At 57.7% G+C, this 25,659-nt stretch carries 28 protein-coding genes; 13 read left to right on the forward strand and 15 right to left on the reverse strand.

The genetic code is table 11. The features are described from left to right. The first annotated feature begins 91 nt into the window (after positions 1-91). A complete protein-coding gene (locus AC2FIT_RS09580) occupies positions 92-595 on the forward strand; it encodes a HugZ family pyridoxamine 5'-phosphate oxidase (RefSeq protein ID WP_496828895.1) in 504 nt (167 codons plus the stop codon). Here AC2FIT_RS09580 and AC2FIT_RS09585 read toward each other — a convergent pair. Together AC2FIT_RS09585 and AC2FIT_RS09590 are read right to left on the reverse strand one after the other, a co-directional pair. Continuing rightward, positions 580-987, reverse strand: coding sequence for a universal stress protein (locus tag AC2FIT_RS09585; protein WP_068338372.1), 408 nt, complete (start codon positions 985-987; stop codon positions 580-582). The two genes, AC2FIT_RS09580 and AC2FIT_RS09585, sit on opposite strands and share 16 nt — an antisense overlap. Positions 988-1,052: 65 nt before the next feature. Continuing rightward, a complete protein-coding gene (locus AC2FIT_RS09590; RefSeq protein ID WP_496828897.1) occupies positions 1,053-1,379 on the reverse strand; it encodes an antibiotic biosynthesis monooxygenase family protein in 327 nt (108 codons plus the stop codon). A gap of 179 nt (positions 1,380-1,558) precedes the next feature. Between AC2FIT_RS09590 and AC2FIT_RS09595 the strand changes: the two genes are divergently transcribed. Further along, positions 1,559-2,188, forward strand: coding sequence for a hypothetical protein (locus AC2FIT_RS09595; RefSeq protein WP_496828899.1), 630 nt, complete (start codon positions 1,559-1,561; stop codon positions 2,186-2,188). Positions 2,189-2,232: 44 nt separating this feature from the next. Here AC2FIT_RS09595 and AC2FIT_RS09600 read toward each other — a convergent pair whose 3' ends face one another. From AC2FIT_RS09600 to phhA, 5 genes are all read right to left on the reverse strand, one after another. Further along, positions 2,233-4,521 (reverse strand): glycosyl hydrolase family 28-related protein, encoded by a 2,289-nt coding sequence (locus AC2FIT_RS09600; RefSeq protein WP_496828901.1) that lies wholly within the window; start codon positions 4,519-4,521, stop codon positions 2,233-2,235. Between the two features lie 142 nt (positions 4,522-4,663). Next, a complete protein-coding gene (locus AC2FIT_RS09605; protein WP_496828903.1) occupies positions 4,664-5,065 on the reverse strand; it encodes a DUF4864 domain-containing protein in 402 nt (133 codons plus the stop codon). 48 nt (positions 5,066-5,113) lie between these two features. Then, the gene (locus tag AC2FIT_RS09610) at positions 5,114-6,688 is read right to left on the reverse strand and encodes a lysine--tRNA ligase (RefSeq protein WP_496828905.1); all 1,575 of its coding nucleotides are present in this window, start codon (positions 6,686-6,688) and stop codon (positions 5,114-5,116) included. Positions 6,689-6,808: 120 nt separating this feature from the next. After that, complete coding sequence (locus AC2FIT_RS09615; RefSeq protein ID WP_496828907.1) at positions 6,809-7,162, reverse strand: 4a-hydroxytetrahydrobiopterin dehydratase; 354 nt, start codon at positions 7,160-7,162, stop codon at positions 6,809-6,811. 7 nt (positions 7,163-7,169) lie between these two features. Next, positions 7,170-7,970: a phenylalanine 4-monooxygenase gene (gene phhA, locus AC2FIT_RS09620; RefSeq protein WP_496828909.1), complete on the reverse strand. Its 801-nt coding sequence runs from the start codon at positions 7,968-7,970 to the stop codon at positions 7,170-7,172. A gap of 108 nt (positions 7,971-8,078) precedes the next feature. On the opposite strand from phhA, the gene AC2FIT_RS09625 reads away from it, so the two are divergent. Both AC2FIT_RS09625 and AC2FIT_RS09630 read left to right on the forward strand, forming a co-directional pair. Then, a complete protein-coding gene (locus tag AC2FIT_RS09625; protein ID WP_496828911.1) occupies positions 8,079-8,546 on the forward strand; it encodes an Lrp/AsnC family transcriptional regulator in 468 nt (155 codons plus the stop codon). Between the two features lie 83 nt (positions 8,547-8,629). Beyond that, positions 8,630-9,052, forward strand: coding sequence for a tellurite resistance TerB family protein (locus AC2FIT_RS09630; RefSeq protein WP_496828913.1), 423 nt, complete (start codon positions 8,630-8,632; stop codon positions 9,050-9,052). Positions 9,053-9,054: 2 nt separating this feature from the next. Here the strand turns inward: AC2FIT_RS09630 and dacB are convergent, their stop codons facing one another. From dacB to AC2FIT_RS09645, 3 genes are all read right to left on the reverse strand, one after another. After that, positions 9,055-10,533 carry a D-alanyl-D-alanine carboxypeptidase/D-alanyl-D-alanine endopeptidase gene (dacB, locus tag AC2FIT_RS09635; RefSeq protein WP_496828915.1) on the reverse strand — a complete coding sequence of 493 codons (1,479 nt, stop codon included), beginning with the start codon at positions 10,531-10,533 and terminating at the stop codon, positions 9,055-9,057. A 66-nt stretch (positions 10,534-10,599) separates the two neighbouring features. Continuing rightward, entirely contained in the window at positions 10,600-11,220 is a 621-nt protein-coding gene (locus AC2FIT_RS09640) for a nicotinate-nucleotide adenylyltransferase (RefSeq protein ID WP_496828917.1), read from the reverse strand. Positions 11,221-11,252: 32 nt separating this feature from the next. Continuing rightward, positions 11,253-11,732: an MOSC domain-containing protein gene (locus tag AC2FIT_RS09645; protein WP_496828919.1), complete on the reverse strand. Its 480-nt coding sequence runs from the start codon at positions 11,730-11,732 to the stop codon at positions 11,253-11,255. Between the two features lie 128 nt (positions 11,733-11,860). On the opposite strand from AC2FIT_RS09645, the gene ettA reads away from it, so the two are divergent. From ettA to AC2FIT_RS09670, 5 genes are all read left to right on the forward strand, one after another. Further along, a complete protein-coding gene (gene ettA / locus AC2FIT_RS09650) occupies positions 11,861-13,528 on the forward strand; it encodes an energy-dependent translational throttle protein EttA (protein ID WP_496828921.1) in 1,668 nt (555 codons plus the stop codon). Positions 13,529-13,560: 32 nt separating this feature from the next. Further along, positions 13,561-14,271: a hypothetical protein gene (locus AC2FIT_RS09655; protein ID WP_496828923.1), complete on the forward strand. Its 711-nt coding sequence runs from the start codon at positions 13,561-13,563 to the stop codon at positions 14,269-14,271. Positions 14,272-14,742: 471 nt separating this feature from the next. Beyond that, positions 14,743-15,252 (forward strand): hypothetical protein, encoded by a 510-nt coding sequence (locus AC2FIT_RS09660; RefSeq protein WP_496828925.1) that lies wholly within the window; start codon positions 14,743-14,745, stop codon positions 15,250-15,252. Positions 15,253-15,464: 212 nt separating this feature from the next. Beyond that, on the forward strand, positions 15,465-15,671 hold the full coding sequence (locus tag AC2FIT_RS09665) for a cold-shock protein (RefSeq protein ID WP_068338249.1): 207 nt from the start codon (positions 15,465-15,467) through the stop codon (positions 15,669-15,671). Positions 15,672-15,859: 188 nt separating this feature from the next. After that, positions 15,860-16,420, forward strand: coding sequence for a L,D-transpeptidase (locus AC2FIT_RS09670; protein ID WP_475184402.1), 561 nt, complete (start codon positions 15,860-15,862; stop codon positions 16,418-16,420). On the opposite strand, the gene AC2FIT_RS09675 is transcribed toward AC2FIT_RS09670, so the two are convergent. After that, positions 16,421-17,059: an arylesterase gene (locus tag AC2FIT_RS09675; RefSeq protein ID WP_496829262.1), complete on the reverse strand. Its 639-nt coding sequence runs from the start codon at positions 17,057-17,059 to the stop codon at positions 16,421-16,423. Positions 17,060-17,106: 47 nt separating this feature from the next. Here AC2FIT_RS09675 and AC2FIT_RS09680 point away from each other — a divergent pair, with 47 nt between their 5' ends. Further along, complete coding sequence (locus AC2FIT_RS09680) at positions 17,107-17,802, forward strand: ABC transporter ATP-binding protein (RefSeq protein WP_496828928.1); 696 nt, start codon at positions 17,107-17,109, stop codon at positions 17,800-17,802. After that, a complete protein-coding gene (locus AC2FIT_RS09685) occupies positions 17,799-20,327 on the forward strand; it encodes an ABC transporter permease (RefSeq protein ID WP_496828930.1) in 2,529 nt (842 codons plus the stop codon). Before AC2FIT_RS09680 ends, AC2FIT_RS09685 begins: the two co-directional genes overlap by 4 nt. On the opposite strand, the gene AC2FIT_RS09690 is transcribed toward AC2FIT_RS09685, so the two are convergent. Beyond that, positions 20,324-20,770 (reverse strand): RrF2 family transcriptional regulator, encoded by a 447-nt coding sequence (locus AC2FIT_RS09690; RefSeq protein WP_224891573.1) that lies wholly within the window; start codon positions 20,768-20,770, stop codon positions 20,324-20,326. The genes AC2FIT_RS09685 and AC2FIT_RS09690 overlap by 4 nt on opposite strands. A gap of 93 nt (positions 20,771-20,863) precedes the next feature. Between AC2FIT_RS09690 and AC2FIT_RS09695 the strand changes: the two genes are divergently transcribed. Next, positions 20,864-21,433 carry a gamma-glutamylcyclotransferase family protein gene (locus tag AC2FIT_RS09695; RefSeq protein WP_496828933.1) on the forward strand — a complete coding sequence of 190 codons (570 nt, stop codon included), beginning with the start codon at positions 20,864-20,866 and terminating at the stop codon, positions 21,431-21,433. Between the two features lie 51 nt (positions 21,434-21,484). On the opposite strand, the gene gltX is transcribed toward AC2FIT_RS09695, so the two are convergent. Then, the gene (gene gltX / locus AC2FIT_RS09700; RefSeq protein ID WP_496828935.1) at positions 21,485-22,810 is read right to left on the reverse strand and encodes a glutamate--tRNA ligase; all 1,326 of its coding nucleotides are present in this window, start codon (positions 22,808-22,810) and stop codon (positions 21,485-21,487) included. Between the two features lie 190 nt (positions 22,811-23,000). Between gltX and AC2FIT_RS09705 the strand changes: the two genes are divergently transcribed. Further along, positions 23,001-23,933, forward strand: a complete 933-nt coding sequence (locus tag AC2FIT_RS09705) for an MBL fold metallo-hydrolase (RefSeq protein ID WP_496828936.1) — start codon at positions 23,001-23,003, stop codon at positions 23,931-23,933. Between the two features lie 4 nt (positions 23,934-23,937). Here the strand turns inward: AC2FIT_RS09705 and AC2FIT_RS09710 are convergent, their stop codons facing one another. Further along, on the reverse strand, positions 23,938-25,266 hold the full coding sequence (locus AC2FIT_RS09710; RefSeq protein ID WP_496828938.1) for an NAD(P)/FAD-dependent oxidoreductase: 1,329 nt from the start codon (positions 25,264-25,266) through the stop codon (positions 23,938-23,940). A 159-nt stretch (positions 25,267-25,425) separates the two neighbouring features. Then, positions 25,426-25,653 carry a hypothetical protein gene (locus tag AC2FIT_RS09715; protein ID WP_496828940.1) on the reverse strand — a complete coding sequence of 76 codons (228 nt, stop codon included), beginning with the start codon at positions 25,651-25,653 and terminating at the stop codon, positions 25,426-25,428. Positions 25,654-25,659 lie beyond the last annotated feature (6 nt).

A 25,659-nucleotide genomic window follows, 5' to 3' on the forward strand; every position in this document is an offset into this window, starting at 1 on the left:
ACCGAGACGTAAGACCGGCCGGAAACCAGCCCTCGCACAGACCCACAGATGTGGTTATCGTTTGAGCTCTTGAAATAGCGAGACAGAAGACATGAGCCGAACCGACCCCTTCCGCCCGGTCGACAATACTGCCCGTACGCTGGCGCGCGAGTTGATCGATGGCGCGCGCCATGCCGCCCTTGCTACCTTGCGACCGGACCTTGGGCTGCCTTCGGTATCGCGTATCGCGCTGGCCACGGATGACGCAGGCGGACCGGTGACGCTGATCTCGACTCTTGCGGATCATACTCAGGCGCTGCGTACCAACCCGGCCTGTGCGCTGCTGGTCGGGGACCCCGGCGAAACCGGTGACCCCCTGACCCATCCTAGATTGACGCTGCACGCCAAAGCGTTGTTCATTCCACGCGAAAGCGCTGACCACACCACTTTGCGGTCGCGGTATCTGACCCTGCGACCGAAAGCGAAACTCTACGTCGATTTCGCCGATTTCGGTTTTGTTCGGTTCGACATCTCAGATGCCTTGCTAAATGGTGGATTCGGCAAAGCGTGGCGGCTTACCCAAGCAGATCTGTGGCCCGATCAGCGCACCACGTGAACCGCGCAGGCGGCATGACGCACCACATGGTTGGTGGTCGACCCCAGCAGAAGGTCCTGCATGCCCGGCCGGTGCGACGCCATGATAATCAGGTCCGGTTTGTGGGTTTCCGCCCAGTCCAAAATAGTGCGTCCGGAATGCCCCTCAACCACCTCACCGGTCGCATTGGGCAGTTTGGCCGCCAGGTCATCCAACTCGACCTTCAGGGCCTTGCGGGCCTCGGACAAGTATTCGGGTGGCATATACGAAATTGCATAGCTTGGTATGTGTTCGACCACATGCAATAGCGTGACCCTTGCATCTGGCGTAGAGAGCAGTTCAGCCAGTTTTAGCGGTCCGGAAATGTCCCGTTCAGCATCAAAGGATATGGGGACAAGAATATTGTGGTACATGGCGAGCGCCTCCGTTTTCGTTTCTGCAACCTGGATGGCGCGGCGCGCCAAGTCATTGATCCAGGTCAGAAACTGCCGAATGTTTCAGCCACGTCATACATGACCGGCTCAAAGCTTTTGCACAGCTCGTTGATCTTGCGGTTGCGATCCCGCATTTCAGAAGTGCGCAGCATAGCCAAAAAATCCTCGCGTCGGGTCCATTGCGAATAGTTGGCAATTCGCGTCTGTGCATCATTGACGTGCAGACCAGCGGCAACGAACCCTGGCTGTTTCGAAATAAACTCGGAATAGGCATCGGTCAGCGCCTCAAGCAGATCTTGGCAGGTGCCCGGAGTCATTTCAAAAGTGGTGATTACTGTCTGGACGCTCGCATTTTCGGAAATTTTCGGCATCTGGATACTCCCTTATCTACCCCAAGACTAACACAGTATTTGGTAAGGTCTTGCGTTTCGCTGGATGACGCTGCCACTTTTGTTGGTTTCCAAGAAATAAACAAAATACTAACCATCCGTTAACCACACGGGCCGATGCTCTGCGCATGTGCCGAGTCGTTTTTCTATTTTTACTCCTAATGGCTGCAGCCCCGGCTTGGTCTGGCGCCTGGCTACGTGAAAAGGATGCAGCATTTACTGCGGCCTCGGTTACGGCTTTCAAAGACCCGGATGGGAGCTACAACTACAAAACCGCGCTGTATGCCGAATTTGGGCTTAGGCCAAAAGTGACAATCGGTTTGGATTTGGAACAAAACCGGGACTACTTTGGCCACGCACTTGTATTCGCGCGTATTCCGGTTGCTGATTTCGACAACTGGGGGCGTTTTGCAGCAGAGTTCGGCACTGGCGCGCACTACAGGCTGCTTGGGTCTTGGGCGATGTACAAATTGACCCTGTCTTACGGCAAGGGGTTCCAGACCGGGTGGGGCAACGGATGGTTGGCGGTTGACGCGGCATGGGAGAACCGCACGCATGAAGCAGTGTTCCGAAAGCTCGACATTACCACTGGCCTGTCCGGGGACAGACCACTTAACCCCATGATGCAAATTGAAACAAGCTACACGCCTGAAAGCTCACTGTTCTGGACTGTTCGGCCCTCGGTCCTGATTCGTGGGCGAGACAGCGGAAGTACCTGGGTGCTGGGGCTTGAACGCAACAAGGCCCGCAACGACACGGGTGTTAAATTTGCACTCTGGAACACGTTCTGAAGTCAGCGAATTGGACGCCCTTACGGGGGCGGCCACAAAGGACATTAGCTTTCCATACGAATGAGGGTTGAGACTTCGCCACTCACAGCCTCGGGCCACCGCAGGTTTATGGCGTCTCGCGCGGCTCCCTGCTCCAACTCGACATACGGGGCGGCATAAGCCGTCAAGCCAAATACGTTCTTCAGCGGCCCCAGCGCCGTAACCGCATCGCAGCTGCGTGCGAAGCCGCCAAATGGCAGCTCTCCTGCGGCCTGAATCGACCATGCCTGCGATGCGGAACCTTGCGAATGTGTTACGCGCAAGGGGTTCGCAACTTTTTGGTCCACCCCATGAAATGTATTGTTTTCGAACATGACATTCCGATGCGCATAGTTGTTCAGGCTGGCAAAAGAAGTATCCACCTGATCTACCCGATTGATGCTTCCGCTTGTGGACCGAAACTTGTTTCCTGTGACGACCACACCATTCAGAAAATGCCCCGCGCCATGGGGGCGGATGGTGATGTAGCTGAACCAGGGCGCAACTTCACTGGAATAGAAAATATTGTCGGTGATTGCCATCGAACTGAACGAAAACCCGGCCCTGTAGACAGGATCTGCATCCCGTTCGTTGGTCCACTGGACAAAGCAGTTGTCGATATAATTCCCCGAGATGGTCGAACTGTTATACGTGCCGATCATGATCAATCCGGGACTGCGAACGCCTTGCGGAATGCTGTCACCCTGGAAAAAGTGATTGCCAAGGATCATGTTGTTCGTGCCGCCCAGAACGGCAAAATGCAGGAACCGCACGGCCCTATTGTGGCGCAGCTTTACATCATTGGCCGTGGCATTCAGTGCGATGGACTTGCGATCCGAAACATTGAAAGATTCCTCGGTGGACAGGAACTGGCAAGTGTCGATCAACATTCCCTGACATCCCGTCCCGATCGAGGTGATCCCGCGGTCTTTGGGGCGGCTGATAAAACAGTTCGCCAGCGCGAAGGTGCTGCCCGACGGAGCCAGACGGATGGCGCTGCTGCGGCCGTTGCACTGAAATTCGACCTGTTCCATTCCAAATTTGCGCAGGGTGCTGAAACCGCTGAAATCCAGTAGATATTTGAATGACAAAAAGGTGAAGGTCTGCGTTCCGGCAGCATCATAGATAGGCGCGTTCAGCGTAATCTCACCCGCGCCCTCATTCTTCGAGCGGACATAAATCTCGCGCCCGACGCCGCTGCCCTGCACAAGCGAACCGACCGGGATGTTGGCAACATTGGCCACGTTCACCAGACGTGTGGGGTCGTTGGGGTTGTATGTTGCGACCGAGGTGAAAGTCTCGGTATCCCAGGCCGAGTTGTTTTGGACGTCGAATTGTCCATTGCGGATCACACGGCGGGTTGAGAAACCGGATTGCCGGTTCGGAACCGCAGCAGCCATATCAATCGGTTCGGTGACCGACACCTTGCGCCCACCCATATCCAATGACTCATGGTCCGAATTGTTCAGCAACGCCTGAAACGCTTTTTTAAACGCCAGCATTTCGTTGCCAAAAGCATTGATATAGGTCGGCAGATCAAAGCTTTTGGTCAAAAGCAGCATCCTATCGTCCGGCATCGTAACTGTGCCCTCGAAATCAATCTCAGATGCCATTGAGGTGTTCTGCGCCAGAAAATAGGTCCCTTCGGGAACAAACACCCGACGACCGTTGGCCGCCTGATCCGCAGCTTCGAACGCGGCGGAGTCATCTGTTACTCCATCCCCAACAGCACCAAAATCACGGACGTCCACTAGGCTGATCAGGTTTCGCAGAAACACGCCGGTGACGTCTGTGATCTCAATATCATCGACACGCACCACGGCTCCGTTCGCGCCGTCAATGTCGATACCGAAATGGCCGTACAGCGCCTCAACGCCCCAAGGCATGTCGACACCGGGCCGTTGGCCTGTACCGACAATTGCGGTGATTTCATGCACAGTGCCGTAACCAGATAGCTGCGTTGCCGGTCCCTGCTCAACAACACCGGTGACTTGCACATCCCCGGCACCGCCCGCCCAGCCCGCGATACGCACATCGGGTAGCGGGCCGCTGATGGCTTTAACGCGTGCTTTGATCTGCAAATAACAGCCCGGCAACAGCGGGGTCTGGCCCATGTAACGCAAGCGCTGCGTTGCATTGACCTTCAAGATTTCGAGGCACCCGCCGAAATCCGCATCAGCCGGTACAAACGCGCCGTTTCCCGACCCGTCGTAGGTAGGAGAACCCGGCGTTCCGTCGCCACTGGACCACACACTCAGACCATTCGCGAAAGCAGGCGGCATGAACACGATGCCGTCGGTGATTGCCTTATTCATAGAAATCCCTTTCCCAGTTGCGCCTGCGGCGGCCCGCCATGCGCATGAACCCAGTGTCCGGGGTCACACGCCCCGAACGCAAAAGCCTGAGTACTGAAAAGGGATTAATCGCCGATCATGTCACCGTGACGGTGGTGTTGCGTCAGGCCGTAGGGTCGGAATTGCCCAAAAGCTGTACGCCGTTGATTTTCCACCCATTCCCAAGCGGAACCATTTGGTAATCGAGAATATGCACCTGGCCATCAATGTCGGTGATCATGACCTTTTGCCATAGCGATCCAGCCACGTCTCGCAGCTCCAGAAACCGCACTTCTGACGGGCGCCATACCATCGGATAGCCACGCTTCACCATCACGCCAAAATTCTCGGGCGTCTGGAACAGGCGCTGGATACCGGGGCTGGCATAGGTAAAGGCTGTGGCAAAGTCATCAGCCTCAAACGCCTGAATTTGGGCTGCGATGTTTTCTTCGATCTCATCGCTCTGGGCAAATGCGGCCGAAGCGAGACCGGCAATAAACGAAAGAGCTAGCAATAAACGACGCATGGGACTTCCTCCTGAACCAAGAGTAGCCCCACGCCATGTCAGGTCAAATCAGACCAGTTCTCCGGCCAGTGCCTTGTCGATCAGGGCGATCGTTTCCCGCACGCCGTATAGCGCGATGAATCCACCGAATCGCGGCCCCTGCGAGGCACCCAGCAGCACCTCATAAAGCGCTGTGAACCAACCGCGCATTGGGTCGAACCGCTCGCGCCCGATCGAGTAGACCACCGATTGCAGCGCCTCGTCTTCGATCGGGCCGTCATAGGACTCCAATGCGACCTTCAACGCCTCAAGCGCCTCGCGCTCTTGATCCGTCGGTGCACGATGCTTACGAGTCGGTTTTACAAAGTCGTTGAAGTACCGCACCGCGAACCCGGCTGCCTGATCCAAATCAGGATGACTCTCGGCTGTAGCCTCGGGCGCATAGCGGCGGATAAAGCCCCAAAGCGCCTCCTTGTCCTCGGCACCAGATACCGACGCAAGGTTCAGTAGCATCGCGAAGGGTACGATCAAGGTCGACTCTGGAACATCACCGCCATGGATGTGCCAGACCGGGTTGTTCAACTGAGCCTTCAGGTCTTGCCCCGGATACGCGCGCAACTGCTGGTGATACTCGTCATAGGCTTTCGGGATCACATCAAAATGCATCCGCTTGGCCGTCTTGGGCTTTTGATACATGAAATAGGCCAACGACTCGGTCGGCGCATAGGTCAGCCATTCGTCAATCGACACACCATTGCCAGATGACTTGGAAATCTTCTGACCGTTCTCATCCAGGAAAAGCTCATACGAGAAATGCTCGGGCGCGCGCCCGCCCAACGCGCGACAGATCCCATCGTAAATCTTTTCGTTGGTGGCGTGTTCCTTGCCATACATCTCGAAATCGACGCCCAACGCCGCCCAACGCGCACCAAAGTCCGGCTTCCACTGAAGCTTGACGTTGCCACCGGTGACGGGAACGGTCCATTCCTTGCCATCCTCGTCATCGAAGGTAACGGTATAGGTCTCGGCGCAGACCTTTTTCATGGGCACGTACAGAACCCTGCCCGTTTCCGGATGGATCGGCAGGAAGATCGAATAGGTTTGCTGCCGCTCTTCCCGCAGGCTTTTCAGCATGATGGCCATCACGTCTTCATATTTCTCGACGGCGCGCTTCAGTATTTCGTCGAACTTACCGGACTCGTAGAACTCTTTGGCCGAGTAGAACTCATACTCGAAACCAAACGTGTCCAGGAACCGGCGCAGCATCGCGTTGTTATGCTCGCCAAAGCTGGGATATTCGCCAAACGGATCAGGGACCGAGGTCAGCGGGCGCTGCAAATGTTCTTCCAGCTTCTCGGGATTGGGAACGTTGCTGGGAACCTTGCGCATGCCGTCCAGATCGTCCGAGAAACAGATCAGCTTGGTCGGAATGTCGGACAGTGCCTCAAACGCGCGCTTGACCATCGTGGTCCGCGCCACCTCACCGAACGTTCCGATATGCGGCAATCCCGACGGGCCGTACCCCGTTTCAAACAGCACATATCCCTTTTCCGGAGCACCTTTCTGATAGCGTTTGAGCAACCGGCGCGCCTCTTCAAAGGGCCAGGCCTTGGACGACATCGCGGTTTCGCGCAGTTCAGACATTTTCTTGCTCCATCGGGAAAATCAGCGTCAGTCGCCGCATGCAACCGACCGGCCCCTCCTATTGTGCCGGTGCAGCATGAGTCAATAAAGCCCGCTGTTTTTCGTGATGAAATGGTTGTTTTACGCAGTCATCTGGTCCAGTTTCGCAGCCCAGATAAAGTCATTCTCGCTCAGGCCACCGGTTTCATGCGCGGTCAGCTTTACGTCAACATAGCCCCAGCCAAAAGTTACATCCGGGTGATGCCCCTGCTGATCTGCCAGCCACGCGCAGAGATTGGCCAGATAGGTCGCTTTGGCAAGACCCTTGAACATGTAGTGACGGCTCAGCTCTTTGGCTGCTGCGTCCAATCTCCAATCAGGCGCGAGTTCGGCCATATGCGTTTCGGCCTCGGCTTGGGTCAAAGCCGGAACGCCACCGGAACAGGGCACACAGGTTCGGTCTGACAGGCTGCAGGTCTCTGCTGATCGTGGCATGACGGGTTCACTCTGCTGCGGTTGACTTGGGTGGGAACTTGTTTGGCAGCACTCCAAGGGATTGCGCCTTATGTACATCTGCCAGCAAGTCACGCTCGGCGGCTGCAAACAGCTCCTCGGGTGAGTTTAACACGAAGTACCCCATCTGGTGCATGTCGATCCGATACGGCGTGCGCAGAATAGTAAGCACATCGAACGGGTCGCGGTCGGGAATATCGCTTTCCACGGCGTAGACAAGTTCCGTCGGCGATGACGCAAGCCCCGACCCCAGCGCCTTGATCTCACCATCCTGACGGCGCAGCCCGAATTCGATCGAGAACCAGTAAAGCCGGATCAACCAGGCATAGTCTTTTTCGCGGGCCTGAACCCCCGCCTGTCCAATCGCATGGCTGAACGCCGCAAAACGCGGATCGCTTAGCAACGGAGTGTGGCCGAAAATCTCATGAAAGATGTCGGGCTCTTCGATGTAATCAAAATCCTCACGCGAACGGATAAAGGACGCGGCGGGGAATACCCTGTCCGCCAGCATACCAAAGAAAGTCTTGAACCCAATCAGTGCCGGAACGGGCTGCACCCGCCACCCCGTCAGGTCCAAAAGCCGTTCCGAGATGTCCGCACAAGAAGGTACGCGGGTTTTTGGCAATTCCAGCCGATCCAATCCGGCAAGATAGTCGCGGGCCATGTATCCCTGCACATTCTCTTGCTGCGCGGCGTAGAGATCGGCCCAAACGGCGTCTTCCTCGGATGTATAGGAGATGTGACCGCGTGCATCGGCCACTTTGGAAACATACTTGGTCGACTTTGGCATCACTTTTCCTCCGATCAGAAAGTGTAGCCAGAAAACCCGGTAGTTTTCGTTTGAAACCTCAAAGAAAATAGATCATTTTGACATATATATTTCGTGGAATCAGATTTGGTGAAACAAAAACTTCAAGCTTCTGATATTGCCATCCTGCGCCAGCTTCAGATTGATGGCCGATTGTCGATGCAAGAGCTTGCGGACCGTACCGGCATATCCGCCTCGCAATGCTGGCGTCGCGTGCGCGATCTCGAAGCGTCTGGTGTGGTGTCCGGGTATACTGCGCAGGTACGAGCCAAATCTGTGGGTCTCGACGCCATCGCATATGTCCATGTCGCGCTGCGCGATCACCAAGAGGAAAGCATCAACGCATTTCTGCGACTTGTTGAGACAGAGCCGCAGATCGTCGAATGCGCCTCAATCACCGGGGATCATGACTTCATTCTGAAGGTTTATGCCAAAACACCCGAAAACCTGGAACACTTCATCATGCAGCGGCTGCTGAAATCCGGCTTGGTGCGCGATACCCGCAGCAATTTCGTGCTGCGCCAGACCAAAACCAGGGGGCCGCTGCCTATTCTCTGACCTGGTCGACGGCAAAATCCGTTGAACCTGCCTGTCAGTCCACCTATCGTGCGGGTGCAGAAAAGCCCAATCAGGACGACACCATGACCCAACAAGTAGCTCACCCAATGTCCCCACAGGATTGCCTTGTTGCGATCATGGTCGCGATCTCTGCGTCGGATGAAACGATCCGGACGGCCGAATTGGTCAAGATCGAGGGCGCGGTCAACATGCTGCCGGTTTTTGCCGAATATGATGCGGACCGTACGCGGCGCGTAACCCAGATCGTGTTCGACCTTTTCGAACAGGAAGACGGGCTCGACGCCCTGTTCGGCCTGATCCGCGACAACCTGCCGGAACGGCTGCATGAAACAGCCTATGCACTGGCCTGTGATGTGGCCGCAGCGGATGGATCCTTGGCCGAGACTGAGCTGCGCCTGCTGGAAGAAATCCGCTACGAGTTGAACATAGATCGTCTGCACGCAGCGGCCATTGAACGCGGTGCCCGGGCACGTCACACGACCTGAGATCAACTGCCCTGCAGCGATCCCCACCGTTCGATCAAGGCACGTTGCAGCTTGCGGGACCTGCGGTTCCAACTGCGTGCGCCGTCGGGACGTTCGCGCAGCGCGCGGGGGATCGTCGCACGGTGGCCGACATCGGCGGTAAATATTGCAAACGCCAGTTCCGATCCATTCGGAGCCGTCATGAACCCGCCCAGCCCTGACACGAAATTCAGTGTTCCGGTTTTGGCATCCACCTTGATTGGATGATCCCTGACCGGACGACCCTGACTGTCGACTAGGGCGAACTTTTTCAGCAGCGGTCGCAGTGCGCCGTCCTTTCGAGCAGCGACCAAAGCTGTCACCAGATCTTCCGGTGCCACGCGGGACGCATCACCCAACCCCGAATGATCCACCATCGCAATCCCGGTCACACCGTAAGCTTCATTAGCCCATCGGTTCATCTCGACGGCCGAATCCGCCAGACTTTGAATGTCCCCCCCGCGCGCTTTAGACGCCGCCATGCCCACCATTTCTGCGGTGATATTGGTTGAGTATTTCAGCATCCCCCGCAGGATGCTTTCCAACGGATCACTCTGGTGGACAACCAAAACCTGCCCCTGGGGCGTTTCCCGCGTGATTTGAACACGCCCAAGAACAATACCGTTAGACCGAGCCAGCGTCCGAAACACATCCCCTGCATAAAGTGCAGGTTTGCGAACAGGCAGCCAACGCGCGCCACCATTGCCCAGCGCAGCACGGGTGACTGTCCAGCGATCCTGACGTGCGCTTGGCTGATAGGTGTAGATAGGCAAGTTACGCTTCTCAACCCTCATCGCGGCCGTATCAACGGTCGGTCTGTAGCGGGCAGTTCGGGCGTCCATGGTCACATCATACCCGTTGCCGGCCCGCTTCCACTCAAAATGGACACGGTTGAAATTCAGCGAAATGCCACTGATGGACGGGCTGTATCCCAGATGATCCGGCTGCCCCGGATCAATGCTGAACACATAGGGCAACGCGCCGTCATACACCTTGAACGCCCCGCGCACCTCGGTAATGCCGGCTTCACGCAGGTTCGCGGCCATGTTGGCAAGATCATCGGTGTCCAACAACGGGTCCGCGCCCCCCACCAGGATCAGATCGCCCTTCAAAACCCCATTTTCAATGGGACCATCAGCCATCAACGCGGTTTCAAATCGGTGGTCCGCACCCAGAACATCCAACGCATACAGCGCGGTCAAAGCTTTACCGACACTCGCGGGTGGCAAGCCCTGATTACCGCCAAACGCCTCAAGCTGTGCGCCGGTTTCTACATCGGCCACGGCAAAGACAACCTCGCCTCGTAACCTTGCGGCCTGGATAAGGCGTTCTGCCCCGCTTGGCAGGTCGCCCCGCATCTGTGGCCGTAGGGAATGCAAAGGCGCATCGGCCAATGCCTGACCCGACAGGACCGAGACCCCAAGACCTGTTAGAAACAGACGTCGCGAAATACGTTCAACCATGGGTCAATTAAAATCCCAGAGATTACAGGCGCACAACCATCGAATAAGATTATGCGCCGATAGGGGCTATTCGGGCAACACCCTGCCGCTCCAATCGCCGCGACTTCTGATCTCGGTCGAGCTGACATTGATCATCGGTGCGTTGATAAAACACCACGCCGGAGCCTGCGCCCGCCCCAGCAAGTGCCGCGCCTGCCCGTCGATGCGATACTTAGCGTAAATCCGCGCTGCCGGAGACATCCTTGCGGAAATCCTGTCTCCCGGTCGCGCGACTACGCCCACGGGAACACTGTCCATGATCAACCGCCAGTCTTTCCACTTGTGGAACTGCGCCAGATTGTCGGCCCCCATCAGCCAGACAAACCGCACCGCCGGGTACAGCCGGTGCAACGCTGCCAGCGTATCTGCCGTCGCGCGCGTACCTGTCAGAACCTCGATGTCCGTCACCTCAACACGCGGGTGCTGCATTGCGGCCTGCGCCGCCGCCTGCCGTTGTGCAAGCGGTGCCGGTCCACGTTCCTTCAATGGATTGCCCGGCGACACCAGCCACCAAACCCGATCCAGCCCAAAGGCCTTCATCGCCTCAAGCGTGACATGCACATGCCCCGTATGCGGCGGATCAAATGACCCGCCGAACAAACCCACAACCTGCCCGGACCGCGCATATGGAATAGAGCTTCGCAACATCCCCTGCTGATGTTCAGAACTGCGGGTCGTTGTCAATCAACAGGTTGCACAACATCGCCCAGCTTGACCCGTCCGGGCCGCACCACTTCGGCGCACCAACCCCCATGGCCACGGACAGCGGAATAGGCACCCTTTCCCAACGCCTCCTCCATCCGACTGCAGGGCGCGCAGATGACGGTAAAGCGCAAAACCGCCTCGCCCACCTGCACCTCGCGCCCCTTCAGCGCCGACAGATTGATCCCCGATACCACCAGATTGCGCCGCAGAATGTCAGGCGCGACCGGTGCTTGTCCCAGATATGAGCCAATCGCCGAAAGATGCTCTTGCTGGATCAGCGTCACCGCCCGTTTGCCCGCACGGCACCTGTCGCCGTGTAACCCGTCCGTAGTCAGGGCAACCTTTTCAACAATAGTCATAGCCGCGCGCCGATCCGGCCGCACACCAATCCATTCGATCCGTCCAGGCTGTGCCCAACCTGCGATCAATTCAGCCAATTCCGACAAATCACCCACCTATTCCGTGCTGCCAACCTAGCCGACACGTGTGAGCGATAAAAATCACAAAACCTCCAGCTTGCCCCGCCCGCCCGGCTTGGATATCTAGCGTTTCAACCTGAATTCCCCGACCCAGAGGACGCGACATGGCCGCCTATCAATATGTCTACCACATGCAGGGTGTCTCGAAGACTTATCCCGGTGGCAAGAAGTGCTTTGAAAACATCCACCTGAGCTTTCTGCCCGGTGTGAAAATTGGCGTCGTCGGCGTAAACGGCGCGGGTAAATCGACGCTGATGAAGATCATGGCGGGCCTCGACACCGACTACACGGGTGAGGCATGGGCCGCCGAGGGCGCCAAGGTCGGCTATCTCCCGCAGGAACCGCAGCTGGATGAATCCCTGACCGTCCGCGAAAACGTCATGCTCGGCGTGGCCGAGAAAAAAGCCAAGGTTGATCGCTTCAACGAAATCGCCATGGAGATTGCGGAGAATTATTCGGACGAGCTCATGGAGGAAATGACCGCACTTCAAGACGCGATCGACGCAGAAAACCTCTGGGATCTCGACAGCCAGATCGACGTATCGATGGAGGCGCTGCGCTGCCCCCCCGACGATGCCAATGTCGAAACGCTGTCAGGCGGTGAAAAACGCCGCGTTGCGCTCTGCAAGCTGCTGTTGGAAGCGCCCGACATGCTGCTGCTCGACGAACCGACCAACCACCTGGACGCCGAGACCATCGCCTGGCTGCAACAGCACCTGATCGACTACAAGGGCACCATCCTGATCGTCACCCACGACCGCTATTTCCTCGACGACATCACCGGCTGGATCCTCGAACTCGACCGGGGCCGCGGCATTCCGTACGAGGGCAACTATTCCTCATGGCTGGAACAAAAGGCCAAACGGTTGGAGCAGGAAGCGCGCGAGGACAAGTCCAAGCAGGAAACCCTACAGCGCGAGCTGGAATGGATGCGCCAAGGTCAAAAGGCCCGTCAGGCGAAATCCAAAGCCCGGATCAACGCCTATAACGATCTGGCCGAACAATCCGAGCGGGAAAAGCTGACCCGCGCCCAGATCGTCATACCCAACGGCCAGCGCCTTGGCGGCAAGGTGATCGAGGTCGAGGGCCTGTCGAAACACATGGGTGACAAGCAACTGATCGAAGGGCTGGATTTCGCCCTGCCCCCCGGCGGTATCGTCGGCGTCATCGGCCCCAACGGTGCTGGCAAATCAACCCTGTTCAAGATGCTGACCGGTCAGGAACAGCCCGACAGCGGCACCATCACGCTGGGCGATACCGTGCAGCTTTCTTATGTCGACCAGTCGCGCGACGACCTCAAGGACAACGACACCGTGTGGGAGGCGATCACCGGCGGCGCCGAGATCATCCAATTGGGTGACGCACAGGTCAACTCCCGCGCCTATTGCTCGTCCTTCAACTTCAAGGGCGGCGACCAGCAGAAAAAGGTCTCACTTTTGTCAGGCGGTGAGCGCAACCGCGTCCATATGGCGCGCCTGCTGAAAGAGGGCGGCAACGTCTTGCTGCTCGACGAACCGACCAACGATCTGGACGTAGAAACTCTACGCGCACTGGAAGACGCGCTGGTCGATTTCGCCGGCTGCGCCGTGGTCATCTCGCACGACCGCTTCTTCCTCGACCGGATTTGCACGCATATTCTGGCCTTTGAGGGCGACGCGCATGTTGAGTGGTTCGAGGGCAACTTCGAGGACTACGAAGAGGACAAAAAGCGCCGCCTGGGACCGGACGCGCTGGAGCCCAAGCGGTTGAAGCACAAGAAGTTTGCGCGGTGATCGGCTTTATCAAAACCCGCAAGGAAAAATGGATGCGGAGCGTCCGAAAAAGGCTTGCGCCGCTGCAATTGCGGCGTCTGCTGCAAAATGCCCCGGAAAACTGCGTCGTTGTCGCAAGCAATGGCCGGTCGGGCAGCACGATGACTTTCCTGGCTCTTTTAAAATCATTGAAAATAATCAAGCCCAGAGCCGTGAAACACTCGAGCTTTGTCGCCCGCCTGAATGACGCGACATTTCGTGCACCCTGCGTATACAAAACACATGACTTCCCCCAGTCCTTGTCCTCTTGGCCGGAAAACACACGAGTCGTGTTCTGCTTTGGACCGGCCAAGGATTCCGCGTTTTCCGTCCATGCCGCGATGGAAGGATATGGTCCAGACTGGATCGAATCGCACTTCTATCACCTGCACGCCAATGGAACCTACGACGAACTGTTCGAGCGCGACGTGCTTCAGCAGGCGCGTCAAATCAAGGAATGGGTGACGTTCGAAGACGTTCCTGTTTTGTGTGTCCACTATGACGCGATTTGGGAATACCAAGATACCATCTCGCGCTTTACCGGGCTGGAGTTCAAACCGCCTGAACGACGGGACCGCGCACCCAAGGACATTCCGGCGGACCTCAGGGCAAAGGCGGATCAGCTGTATGACCCGATCGATGAGGTGATCGATCAGTTACCGCGCTGTTTTATTGCGTCCAAACGATACAGAACTACGGTTCAAGAACTGCCGGTATCCGATTAAACGCCATTGCATGCGGCTTCCTGTCCTCGCTTAGCGCCCAAAAATCGCGTGCGACGGTCCTTGGCTTGATCCAAAACACGCCTGGAATACGCCGGGTATCACGCGTTGCGCCGCCCCCCTTTTTGTTTTTGCCACAGCTTGCAAGCTTGGCAACACGACCAAACTGTTTCAGTGTGCGTCTGTTGGCCAACACCACCGCAGACAGACAGCCAAAGGATCAAATTTGTGAGAGTACTTTTCTCCAAGGGCCTTGTTTTCATATCCAAACCGCGATGTGGCTCTACATCTATTCGTACACACCTTTGGCCGTACATTTCCAAGGAACACGGGGACTTTGCAGTCGACGTAGCCGGTCAGGTCAAAAATTTTCACCCCCACGCTACGGCGCCCTATGTCAAAGCTAAGCTGGCAGAGTTGTACCCCCATCACCCAAAGCTCAAATTTTTCATGACCACCCGACATCCCGCCGACATGCTGTGGTCCTATTATCGGTTTTTCAAACCAGACTCCGACAGCAACTACAACTACCAGCCCACGTGGGATGAGAACTCCAAGATGGACTTCGAACACTGGATTCAATTCGGCTCGGTAGGCATGAACCCGGCTTGGCAAGAGCTTGCACCCAGTTGGATTTCTACCGACAACCTGTCCCCACTCAGCCTTGAAGCCCACGCCTTTGATCGCGCGGGCACCAACCATATCAACCGTCTGTTTCGGCTAGAAAACACAGAAGAGTTGAATCGTTGGTTGTCACGTCAAATGGAAAACCGAAAATTTCCTGCTTTAGCCGAAGCGATACAGACTCGTAGTCTGAAAGCGTTTTCTCGCGCCGGAAAAAAACAAAAACAGCTTCCGCATGTCAATCAGTCGGAAGGAGCTGTAAAAACAGAGAAGGACAAAAAACCACTGGTCCTTTCGGAAAGCAGCCTAAAAGCGATCCGAATGATGTTCCCGATGGAAAGCAAGATGTACAATATCTGAACTGGTCCTGATGTAATCGGCTGTTTATTGCCCGGACAACAACTCTGGCCGAGACCACTTGCCCTGCGCCTTTACCAATGGCATAAGGACCGCGCTTACGTTTTTCTACTTCGACCTACTGTCTCCTTTATCGGCGCTCAGTCATTCGATCCAGACGACGACGCCGGGCTGCCGCAACCCCGTGGGCAGCATTAAAACAGGAGAAAACGGATATGCCCGCAGGCACCGTTAAATGGTTCAACACAACCAAAGGCTTTGGCTTCATCGCACCCGAAGAAGGTGGCAAGGACGTGTTTGTGCACATCTCAGCCGTCGAGCGTTCGGGCCTGACCGGTCTGGCCGACAACCAGAAAGTCACGTTCGAGCTGCGCTCGGGTCGTGACGGCCGCGAAAGCGCTGACAACATTGAGCTTGTATAACCAGCTCTAAGGGCAGAGCATTCCTCTGCCCTATCCTGCCCTGACAGTTTCACTGCATCGTTTTGCTGCCCGCAAGTGTGGCCGCGAGATAACATCAAATGCAGGTTACTTACTGCAGCGATTGACCTAATCGGCTATCCTCTCGACATTATGTCTAGGTTTATTCAGTTTTGTCGAAGAGAGCTGCCATGTTCACGCGTCGTACATTCCTGACAGCATCTGCCGCTGCCGGCCTTGTGCCCGGCATTGCAACGGCAAAGAACCAAGCTGTCGAATACGATCCCACGCCGCAATACGTGCGGATCAAGAAAGACTTTCTGCCGGGCCAGTTGCTTGTGGTGCCACGGTCCTTCTACCTTTACTTCGTGACCGAGCCACGCAAGGCGATCCGCTACGGGTGTGGTGTCGGCAAAGCCGGGCTCGAGTTTACGGGCACCGCCACGATTGACGTCAAGAAAGAGTGGCCAACATGGCGCCCCACCGACGAGATGATCGAGCGTGAACCCATCACCTATGCCCGTTTCAAGGATAACGACTATGTGCAGCCCGGCGGAAGCGACAACCCGCTAGGCGCACGGGCGCTGTATTTGTTCCAGAACGGGATCGACACTTATTTCCGCATTCATGGCACAACTCAGCCGCAAACCATTGGGCGCGCTGCGTCAAACGGCTGTATCCGGATGCTGAATTCGCATGTGATAGATCTGTATGCGCGCGTGCCGATCGGCACGGTGGTCACGGTCGTCTGATCACTTCTGTATCGCGTGCGCAAGGTCCAGCACATAGGGGCCAAGGGTTTCTACGATCAAGGTCACGCCTTGGGCGTTTGGATGGATGCCATCCGGTTGCATGAATTTCCGGGCGGCATCCGGATCGCCTTCGGCAGTCAATCCGGTGAAGAAACTTGGGGCATAGCCTGTTTCATAAGCTTCAGCCAATTCTGGGTACATCGCGTCAAACGCCTCTTTGTAATCGATCCCATAGTTTCCGGGCGCCTGCATCCCGATCAGCAGAATCTCAACATCTGACGCATCGGCGGCCTGGATAATCGCCTCGAGATTGGCGCGCGACACCGCCGGGTCGATCCCCCGCAGCAAGTCGTTTCCACCCAGCGCAACGATCATTCCATCGACCTCGGAGGTTAGGGTCCAGCCTACCCGCGCTGCGCCACCGGCAGTCGTATCACCCGACACCCCCGCATTGATCAAACGCACATCTTCACCCTGCGCCTGCAACCATCGCTCCAACTGAGGCACAAATCCGTCCTGTTGCGGCAGCCCGTACCCTTGTGTCAGCGAATCTCCCAATGCGGCGATAACGACCTGCTCGGCTGTGGCTGCAATACCGCAGCACATAAACAGCACCGACATCAAAGCCTTGCGCAACATCAGAACTGCTCCATATCCCAAGTGATAACTCCCATTTGGACAGACCTATGACAACACCCGTTCTTTCGCTTCAAAATGCCGCTTTGTCGCTGGATGGCAATGCCGGGCGGGTGAATATCCTGCACAATATCACTTTGACGGTATCGCAAGGCGAAACACTGGGGCTGGTCGGGCCTTCGGGGTCAGGCAAATCCTCGCTGCTCATGCTGCTGGGCGGGTTGGAAAGGGCTACGGCTGGCGTGATCACCGCACTGGGCCACAACCTGACCGACATGGACGAAGACGCGCTGGCCCGATTGCGACGCGACGCGATGGGGGTCGTTTTCCAAAATTTCCACCTGATCCCGACGATGACGGCACTTGAAAACGTGGCCACGCCGCTGGAACTGGCCGGACATCGTGATGCGTTTGATCGGGCAGGCGCAGAGCTTGAAGCCGTTGGTCTGTCGCATCGCCGCGATCACTATCCGGCGCAACTTTCGGGGGGCGAACAACAGCGGGTCGCCCTGGCGCGGGCATCCGCGCCGCGGCCTCAGATTTTGCTGGCCGATGAACCAACCGGCAATCTGGACGAGACAACCGGTGCCGCCATCGTTGATTTGCTGTTCGATCTGCGCGACAGGCACGGCGCAACTCTGGTTTTGGTCACGCATAGCCACAGTTTGGCACGTAAATGCGACCGGGTCGTGCGGTTAAGAGACGGAACCATTGCCGAGGACATCCAGCGAGAGGCCGCAGAATGAGCCTGAGGCTGGCCGCTCGTCTGGCGCGCCGCGAACTGCGGGGTGGCCTACCGGGCTTTCGGGTGTTTCTGGCTTGCCTGGCTCTTGGTGTTGCCGCCATTGCTGCCGTCGGGTCGGTACGTCAAGCCATCCAGACCGGCCTGACCCAAGAGGGTGCGGCATTACTGGGTGGCGACGCCCAAATGGAGTTCACGTACCGCTTCGCCAGCAAGGAAGAACGCGACTGGATGTCTCGGACCGCGACGGAAGTCTCCGAGGTGGTCGATTTCCGGTCGATGGCAGTGGTTCGGCGGGGCGAGCAACCCGAGCGCGCGCTGACACAGGTAAAATCGGTGGATGCGACCTATCCATTGTTGGGCCTCCCCCAGCTTGACCCGGAACAGCCCTTATCCAACGCTTTGGATGGCGCGCAGGATTTGCCCGGCGCAGTCATGGACCCGGTGCTGATGGATCGGCTGGGCTTGTCCGTCGGAGACCGCTTTGCCCTTGGCACACAGGATTTCGTGCTGACCGCAGCCCTGATCCACGAACCGGACGGTGCGGCAGATGGATTTGCCCTGGGGCCGCGCACATTGGTTCGGACCGAAGACCTGCGGGCATCTGGCCTGTTGGCGCCGGGAACGTTGTTTTCCACCAAGTACCGACTGGTTCTACCGCCTGACACCAACTTGGACAGCCTGTCAGCCGCCGCACGGCAGAGTTTCGACGGCACCGGCATGCGCTGGACCGACGCGCGCAATGGTGCTCCGGGGATTGCCGAGTTTGTCGCCCGCCTCAGCGCTTTTCTGGTTCTTGTGGGGCTATCCGGGCTGGCTGTTGGGGGTATTGGTGTTTCAGCCGCCGTCCGGGCCTATCTGGCGCAAAAGACCGAAACCATCGCGACGCTGCGGACTCTGGGCGCGGATCGCGCGACGATCTTTCAAACCTACATGATACAGATCGGTGTCCTGTCTGGCATCGGCATCTTTTTAGGACTTGTGCTGGGTGGTGTGCTTCCTGTTCTGCTGGCTCCGCTAATTGAGGCTCAATTGCCGGTACCTGCGGTTTTTGCGCTTTATCTCCGTCCGCTGGCCGAGGCCGCACTTTACGGAGCGTTGACAGCTTTTCTGTTCACGCTCTGGCCCCTCGCCCGCACGGAAGAGGTACGCGCAGCGACACTGTTCCGGGATGCGCTATCTTCGGCGCGCACCCTTCCCCGCATACAGTTCGTGTTGGCAACCAGTATCGGGCTGGCGCTGCTGGTCGGATCAGCGGCATGGTTCAGCGGCTCGACCCGCTTGACACTCTGGACCAGCGGAGGGTTGGTGGGCGCGCTTCTTCTCTTGGCCTTGTCTGCCGTTGCGATCCGCAAACTGGCCCGCGTCAGCGCCACCCCGGCGCGCGGGCGTCCCGCCCTGCGGTGGGCTTTGTCCGCTATCTCGGATCCGCGTGAAGGGGCGGCCTCGGTCGTGTTGTCTCTGGGCTTGGGGCTTTCGGTTTTGGCCGCTGTTGGTCAGATCGACGGCACATTGCGCAATGCGATCTCGGGCAACTTGCCGGATGTGGCGCCGTCGTATTTCTTTGTCGATATCCAAAAAGACCAGATGCCCGGCTTTACCGAACGGCTGGACTCTGATCCCGCCGTCAGCCGTATCGAAAGCGCGCCGATGCTGCGCGGGATCATCACGCAGATCAACGGCCAGCCCGCGCGCGAGGTGGCAGGAGATCATTGGGTTCTGGATGGCGACCGGGGCGTGACCTACTCTGCCACTCCACCGAATAGCGCTCGGATCACGGCAGGGGAATGGTGGGCTGACGACTACGCGGGCGTGCCACAAGTCAGTTTCGCGGCAGAAGAGGCCGAAGAAATGGGTCTGTCCCTTGGCGACGAATTGACCGTGAACATCCTGGGCCGAGATATCACCGCGCAGATTACCTCGCTGCGCGAAGTTGATTTTTCAACCGCTGGCATGGGCTTTATAATGTCGATGAATCCGTCAGCCCTGGCAGGTGCCCCGCACAGTTTTATCGCCACTGTTTACGCAGAAGAGAATGCTGAGGCCGCCATCCTGCGTGATCTGGCCGGGCAGTTTCCGAACATCACTGCTATCCGGGTGCGTGACGCAATTGACCGAGTGTCAGGTCTTTTGGCGGGATTGGCGGCGGCAACCTCTTACGGGGCAGGCATTTCGCTGCTGACCGGATTCTTGGTTCTGATCGGAGCCGCCGCCGCAGGAGAAAGCGCGCGTCGCTATGAATCCGCGATCCTCAAGACGCTAGGTGCAGACCGACGGCGTATCCTGTTCAGTTTTGCGCTGCGCTCGGTCCTTCTTGGCGCGGCAGCAGGCGGCGTTGCCCTGCTGACTGGTATAATTGGAGGTTGGGCCGTTGCCACCTATATCTTTGACACCGGGTTCGTTGTCATCTGGCCATCGGCACTGGGCATTGTCCTTGCCGGCATCGCCGTGACACTGGCCGCAGGCATTCTGTTTGCCCTACGCCCCCTGGCGGTTCGCCCGGCCCGTATCCTACGCGCTACGGACTAGCGGACGCAGGCCACCGGTTGCAGGATCTGCAACAGCCGGTCATTGTCACAGACCAGCGCGTCCAACGTAATTTCATCCAGCGAGGCGTAAAAGACTTCGGCAGCATCCCGCAACGCCACGCGCAATCGGCACGCATCCGTTAGTGGACAGGTGTTGTCGGCATCGGCAAAACACTCGGCAATCGGCAGATTCCCCTCCACATGGCGGAACACCGACCCGATACGAATCTGATCAGCAGGGCGCGCCAGAGACATGCCGCCGTTACGGCCGCGTTGGGTGCTGAGGTAGTTCAGCTGGCTTAGTTGGTTGATCACCTGTGCCAGATGGTTTTCCGAGATATTGCAGACATCCGCGATCTCGGCCTTTGTCACCAACCGATCCGGATGCGCAGCACAATACATCAACAGCCGCACTGCAATATTTGTCCGCTTGGTAATCCGCATGATGCCCTCCCTCACTTCAGCGTAAGACCTTATTGCATGTCTGATAAAAAAGCGGTTTGACATACATCAATCGCATTTGAAGGACATGAGCCCATGGCTGACCCTTATTTCTTTGGCTACGGCAGCCTTGTGAACCTCTCAACGCATGATTTCCCCGATCCGCGCCCAGCCCGGTTGAAGGGATGGCGGCGCGCATGGCGACACACGGATCTACGCCCGGTGGCCTTCCTGACCGCAGTCCCGGACCCGGACTGTGAAATCGAAGGGATGATCGCCCATGTCCCAAAGAACGACTGGGCCGCTTTGGATGAACGGGAATGGGCCTATGACCGGGTGCGCGCCACGCAGTCGGTCACGCATCCCCTGACCCACAACGTTGAGATCGCCGTTTACGCAGTGCCGCACGAACGCCAAAACGACCCGACCAACCGCCATCCGCTGTTGCTCAGCTATATCGACGTCGTGGTGCAGGGATATCTGCGCGCCTTCGGGGAAGACGGCGCAGATCGGTTCTTTGCCACGACCGATGGGTGGGAGGCCCCGATCCTCAATGACCGAGCCGAACCGCGATACACACGCCACCAGCGGCTGAAATCACACGAGACCGAGTTTGTAGACGACCGCCTGCACCGCCTTGCAGTCCGGTTCGTTCAGACTGTGTAAAAAAGGCAGGACTCTTTGGCCCTGCCTTTAACGAATTCAAATACGCTGTGATCAATCGCGCGCGCGGATCACCTGAAGCAGTGGCAGCAGAGTTGCCATTTCCGGCCCGCGTTCCATGCCAGTCAGCGCCTTGCGGAGTGGCATGAACAGCGCTTTTCCCTTGCGGCCGGTGGCCTCTTTCACCGCTTTCGTCCATGTGCCCCAGGTTTCTGCATCGAACGGAGCCTCCGGCAGCAAAGCGACGGCCTCAGCGATAAACTCCCGATCTTCATCGGCGATCAGAGGCTCGGCTCCATCGCGGCACAACTCCCACCAGCCTTTAAGGTCACCCAGAGTGGTGATGTTCTCACGTGCCATGGCCCAGAAGTCTTCGGCCAGCTCGTCCGGCACACCAGCCTTTGAAACCGCGTCAGAAACGTCGGCCAATGGCAGGGATTGCAAGTGCTTTGCCGTCAACGGGAACAGGTCCTGCACGTCGAATTTTGTTGGTGCGGCACCAAATCGGCTGACGTCAAAACCGTCAATCAACTCGGCCATGTCCGAGCGCAGTTCGACCGGGTCTGACGACCCCAGACGCGCCATCAGGCTCAGCAGCGCCATCGGCTGAACGCCCTGTTCGCGCAGGTCGCGCAGGGCCAAGGTGCCCAAACGTTTCGACAGCGCCTCACCCTGCGGGCCGGTCAGCAGCGAATGGTGTGCGAAACGCGGGCATTTTCCGCCCAGTGCCTCGATGATCTGTATCTGCGTCGCGGTGTTGGTCACATGGTCTGAGCCGCGCACCACATCGGTCACGCCCATCTCGGTGTCGTCCACGACCGAGGCAATCGTATAAAGAACCTGACCATCACCGCGGATCAAAACCGGGTCAGAGACCGAAGCCGCATCAATCGAAATATCCCCCAGGATACCGTCAGTCCACTCGATCCGTTCATGATCCAGCTTGAAACGCCACACACCATTGCCACGCTCGGCGCGCAGGGCTTCTTTCTCGGCCTCCGACAATTTCAACGCGGCCCGGTCATAGACCGGCGGCTTACCCATATTCAGCTGCTTTTTCCGCTTGAGGTCCAATTCGGTCGGCGTCTCAAACGCCTCATAGAACCGGCCCATTTCGCGCAGCTTGTCAGCCGCTTCGGCGTACCGATCAAGACGCTCTGACTGACGCTCGACCCGGTCCCAATGCAGGCCCAGCCACTCCAGATCCTGCTTGATCCCGTCGACATATTCCTCTTTCGACCGCTCAGGATCGGTATCGTCGATACGCAGGATAAACGTACCGCCAGCCTTGCGGGCGATCAGATAGTTCATAAGGGCAGTGCGCAGGTTGCCCACATGGATAAAGCCGGTGGGCGAAGGGGCGAAACGGGTCGTGGTCATGGAGCTCTCCTGTTGGCGCGGCTCTTGTCACAGGATTGGCCAATTGTCCAGTAAAGGCGTTCAGGTTGGCCGCAGGAGCAAATACAAACACGCTTTGTTCATTAACGCAGCCCGGATCGCCTGCTTATAATCTGGCAAGAGACGTGCGCCGACCTACCTCACCCAAAGTACACTGACAGGGAGAAGCAAAATGACCATCAAACTAACCCGTCGCGCGGCACTTGGTTCCGCAGCAGCCTTGCCGTTTGCCGCAGCGGCGTCACCGTTATTGGCCGAAGGCGTTGAGACCAAAGCCAATTCGACCATCGCCAAATCCTTTAAATTGGGGGAGTTCACCGTCACGACGCTGCTTGATGGTAGCCTGCCCCGCGACGGCGCCAAGGACATCTTTGGCGGCGGCGCATCGGATGAGGATTTTGCCAGGGTCTCGGCCGAAAACTTCATCTCGCCTGATGTGGCGCAGTTTTTCTTTACCCCAACGCTGGTCAATACCGGGTCCGAGCTTGTTTTGTTCGACACCGGCCTCGGACAAGGCGGTATTCAGGCCGCGCTGGCCGATGCCGGCGTAACCCCAGATCAGATCGACGTCGTTGTCATCACCCATATGCACCCCGACCATATCGGCGGCATGACAACCAATGACGCGCCAACCTTCGCCAATGCCCGCTATGTCACCGCGTCGCCCGAGTATGACTTCTGGTCTGCACAAGACGCTGGCAATCGCGTCGGTGATCTGGTCGCTGCCAAAGTGACCCCGCTGGCAGAAAAGATGAGCTTTATTGCGGATGGTGGCGAGGTGGCTTCTGGCATCACCGCAGTCGCTGCATACGGGCACACACCGGGGCACACGGTTTATCATCTGGAAAGCAACGGGCAGCGCCTTGTTCTGACAGCGGATCTAGCGAACCACTATGTCTGGTCCTTCGCCCACCCGGAATGGGAAGTTGTCTTTGACATGGACAAAGCTGCAGCCACTGCATCGCGCCGCAACGTGCTGGGGATGCTGGCCGCCGACAAGGTGCCGATGATCGGCTATCACATGCCCTTCCCAGCGGCAGGCTTTGTTGAAACCCGTGGGGACGGGTTCCGCTTTGTTCCGGTCAGCTATCAGATGATGGGCTAATCTATCAGTATCCGGGGTCCGGCCGCACTTTGGAGCCATCCGTGAAACGGGACAGGCGAAAAGCGGCCGGATCGACACACGGCGTGGTATCCGCGACCAGATCGGCCATCAGGCGGCCCGCTGCCGGACCAATACCGAAGCCATGGCCGGAAAATCCGGTGGCGATGTACATGCCCGGCATATCATCTACGCCCGAGATCACCGGCACCGCATCCGGGGTCACATCAATCATACCCGCCCAGCTTTGAATGATTTCGGCTTTCTCCAGCGATGGAAACCCCTTGCGCGCTTTTGACCAGGCGCGCCGCAGCACCTTGGCGGACGGTTCTGGATCAAGAATCCGACATTTCTCGAACGGAGTTACATCGGTGGGCAGCCAGCTTCGATCCTCGCGCGCTTCGACGCGCCACCGGTTCGATAGGCGAAAGCGCAAGGATCGCCATTCCTGCGCAAAGGCGGGCAGGAATTGCCTGACCAGCCGAAAACTATCAGGTACGATGTCGACGGTATTCTCGTGCCCAGACGCGATTGAGTATCCTCCATCCGCGCGTTTTCGCAGGGCAAACGCATCAGCCCAAAGCGCAGTGTCCGGCCCATCAACCGGCGAAGTCCGCAGAACCGTGTTCAGAACCTTAAGCTGCGGCAGCTCAATCCCGGCGTTTCCAGCAAAAAGTCGGGACCAGGCACCACCGGCCAGAACCGCATAGTTACATGCAACACGACCGCGCTCGGTAAAGACACCAGAGATATGGTTGCCGTCAAAATCGACACTTCGCACAGCACAATTGGTCATCAGCACGGTGCCCCTTTCCCGCGCGGCTTCGGCGATCGCGGGGGCCGCCCATTGCGGCTCGGCCCGCCCGTCTTGCGGCATGTAGAGGGCGCAGTCAAAATCCGTTTGATTGCCGGGTAAAAGCGCGTTCAAATCCGCCCTGTCCACCAACGTCGCACCAGTCTGTAACCCGTCGACGTGCTGCAGCCAGCGTTCCAGTTGACCTCGGCTTCGCTTGCCGGATGCGCCGAAAAGGATACCAGACCGCGTATACCCAGTCTTCCGGCCGATGCGCTGATCCAGCCCCTGCCACAGGCGCAGCGCCTCGACCATAAGCGGGATTTCCCTTGGGTCGCGCATTCCAAGCCGTACCCATCCCCAGTTGCGTGCGCTTTGCTCACCTGCGATCTGGCCTTTTTCACATAGCAGCACGGATGCGCCACGTTCAGACAATTCAAGGGCTGTCGACGCGCCTACGATACCGCCGCCAATGACTACGACGTCCACGGCTTTGGGCAGGTGCAAATCGGGTTCTACATGGGTTGGCTTTGGGCCGGGCATCAACTGCTCTTACGTCATGGCTCGAACCGCTATGAAGGCGCGAAGCGCTTCCATAGGCAACATGCCTTATGCCACAGGATCAACGAATTTTTTTAAGCTGTGGCGAACACGCCAAAGGGCGCGACATTGCGCGCCGATACACCCTGAATAAACCGAAGCCTAAGCTGCGCCGCGCAGCTCGGCTAATTTCTGAAGTATTGCCGCCCTTAGACCGGTTTCTTTGGGTTCTGCTTTCTCGTCTATTTCCGCCTGCTTGGGCAGTTCAGGAAAGCTGAGCTGTGCTTTCGCGGGTTCAGCCTCGGGCTCTTCGGGCTCTTCCTCACGCAGAAGATCCGAAATCGCAGCATTCACCTTCGCCTCGTCCAGAGCCTTTCCCTCGGTCTCCATGGACTT

The organism is Ruegeria sp. YTSA135 (assembly GCF_059610165.1).

What these genes read in the sequence shown, in the direction of transcription:
- AC2FIT_RS09595 (WP_496828899.1), top strand. Translation starts at nt 1,559, where the DNA reads ATGGCTGCAGCCCCGGCTTGGTCTGGCGCCTGGCTACGTGAAAAGGAT.
- AC2FIT_RS09705 (WP_496828936.1), top strand. Translation starts at nt 23,001, where the DNA reads ATGACCATCAAACTAACCCGTCGCGCGGCACTTGGTTCCGCAGCAGCC.
- AC2FIT_RS09615 (WP_496828907.1), bottom strand. Translation starts at nt 7,162, where the DNA reads ATGCCACGATCAGCAGAGACCTGCAGCCTGTCAGACCGAACCTGTGTG.
- AC2FIT_RS09580 (WP_496828895.1), top strand. Translation starts at nt 92, where the DNA reads ATGAGCCGAACCGACCCCTTCCGCCCGGTCGACAATACTGCCCGTACG.
- phhA (WP_496828909.1), bottom strand. Translation starts at nt 7,970, where the DNA reads ATGCCAAAGTCGACCAAGTATGTTTCCAAAGTGGCCGATGCACGCGGT.
- AC2FIT_RS09665 (WP_068338249.1), top strand. Translation starts at nt 15,465, where the DNA reads ATGCCCGCAGGCACCGTTAAATGGTTCAACACAACCAAAGGCTTTGGC.
- AC2FIT_RS09630 (WP_496828913.1), top strand. Translation starts at nt 8,630, where the DNA reads ATGACCCAACAAGTAGCTCACCCAATGTCCCCACAGGATTGCCTTGTT.
- AC2FIT_RS09670 (WP_475184402.1), top strand. Translation starts at nt 15,860, where the DNA reads ATGTTCACGCGTCGTACATTCCTGACAGCATCTGCCGCTGCCGGCCTT.
- AC2FIT_RS09675 (WP_496829262.1), bottom strand. Translation starts at nt 17,059, where the DNA reads ATGTTGCGCAAGGCTTTGATGTCGGTGCTGTTTATGTGCTGCGGTATT.
- AC2FIT_RS09680 (WP_496828928.1), top strand. Translation starts at nt 17,107, where the DNA reads ATGACAACACCCGTTCTTTCGCTTCAAAATGCCGCTTTGTCGCTGGAT.
- AC2FIT_RS09690 (WP_224891573.1), bottom strand. Translation starts at nt 20,770, where the DNA reads ATGCGGATTACCAAGCGGACAAATATTGCAGTGCGGCTGTTGATGTAT.
- gltX (WP_496828935.1), bottom strand. Translation starts at nt 22,810, where the DNA reads ATGACCACGACCCGTTTCGCCCCTTCGCCCACCGGCTTTATCCATGTG.
- ettA (WP_496828921.1), top strand. Translation starts at nt 11,861, where the DNA reads ATGGCCGCCTATCAATATGTCTACCACATGCAGGGTGTCTCGAAGACT.
- AC2FIT_RS09715 (WP_496828940.1), bottom strand. Translation starts at nt 25,653, where the DNA reads ATGGAGACCGAGGGAAAGGCTCTGGACGAGGCGAAGGTGAATGCTGCG.
- AC2FIT_RS09710 (WP_496828938.1), bottom strand. Translation starts at nt 25,266, where the DNA reads ATGCCCGGCCCAAAGCCAACCCATGTAGAACCCGATTTGCACCTGCCC.
- AC2FIT_RS09655 (WP_496828923.1), top strand. Translation starts at nt 13,561, where the DNA reads ATGCGGAGCGTCCGAAAAAGGCTTGCGCCGCTGCAATTGCGGCGTCTG.
- AC2FIT_RS09660 (WP_496828925.1), top strand. Translation starts at nt 14,743, where the DNA reads ATGCTGTGGTCCTATTATCGGTTTTTCAAACCAGACTCCGACAGCAAC.
- AC2FIT_RS09695 (WP_496828933.1), top strand. Translation starts at nt 20,864, where the DNA reads ATGGCTGACCCTTATTTCTTTGGCTACGGCAGCCTTGTGAACCTCTCA.
- AC2FIT_RS09685 (WP_496828930.1), top strand. Translation starts at nt 17,799, where the DNA reads ATGAGCCTGAGGCTGGCCGCTCGTCTGGCGCGCCGCGAACTGCGGGGT.
- AC2FIT_RS09600 (WP_496828901.1), bottom strand. Translation starts at nt 4,521, where the DNA reads ATGAATAAGGCAATCACCGACGGCATCGTGTTCATGCCGCCTGCTTTC.
- AC2FIT_RS09590 (WP_496828897.1), bottom strand. Translation starts at nt 1,379, where the DNA reads ATGCCGAAAATTTCCGAAAATGCGAGCGTCCAGACAGTAATCACCACT.
- AC2FIT_RS09605 (WP_496828903.1), bottom strand. Translation starts at nt 5,065, where the DNA reads ATGCGTCGTTTATTGCTAGCTCTTTCGTTTATTGCCGGTCTCGCTTCG.
- AC2FIT_RS09640 (WP_496828917.1), bottom strand. Translation starts at nt 11,220, where the DNA reads ATGTTGCGAAGCTCTATTCCATATGCGCGGTCCGGGCAGGTTGTGGGT.
- dacB (WP_496828915.1), bottom strand. Translation starts at nt 10,533, where the DNA reads ATGGTTGAACGTATTTCGCGACGTCTGTTTCTAACAGGTCTTGGGGTC.
- AC2FIT_RS09610 (WP_496828905.1), bottom strand. Translation starts at nt 6,688, where the DNA reads ATGTCTGAACTGCGCGAAACCGCGATGTCGTCCAAGGCCTGGCCCTTT.
- AC2FIT_RS09585 (WP_068338372.1), bottom strand. Translation starts at nt 987, where the DNA reads ATGTACCACAATATTCTTGTCCCCATATCCTTTGATGCTGAACGGGAC.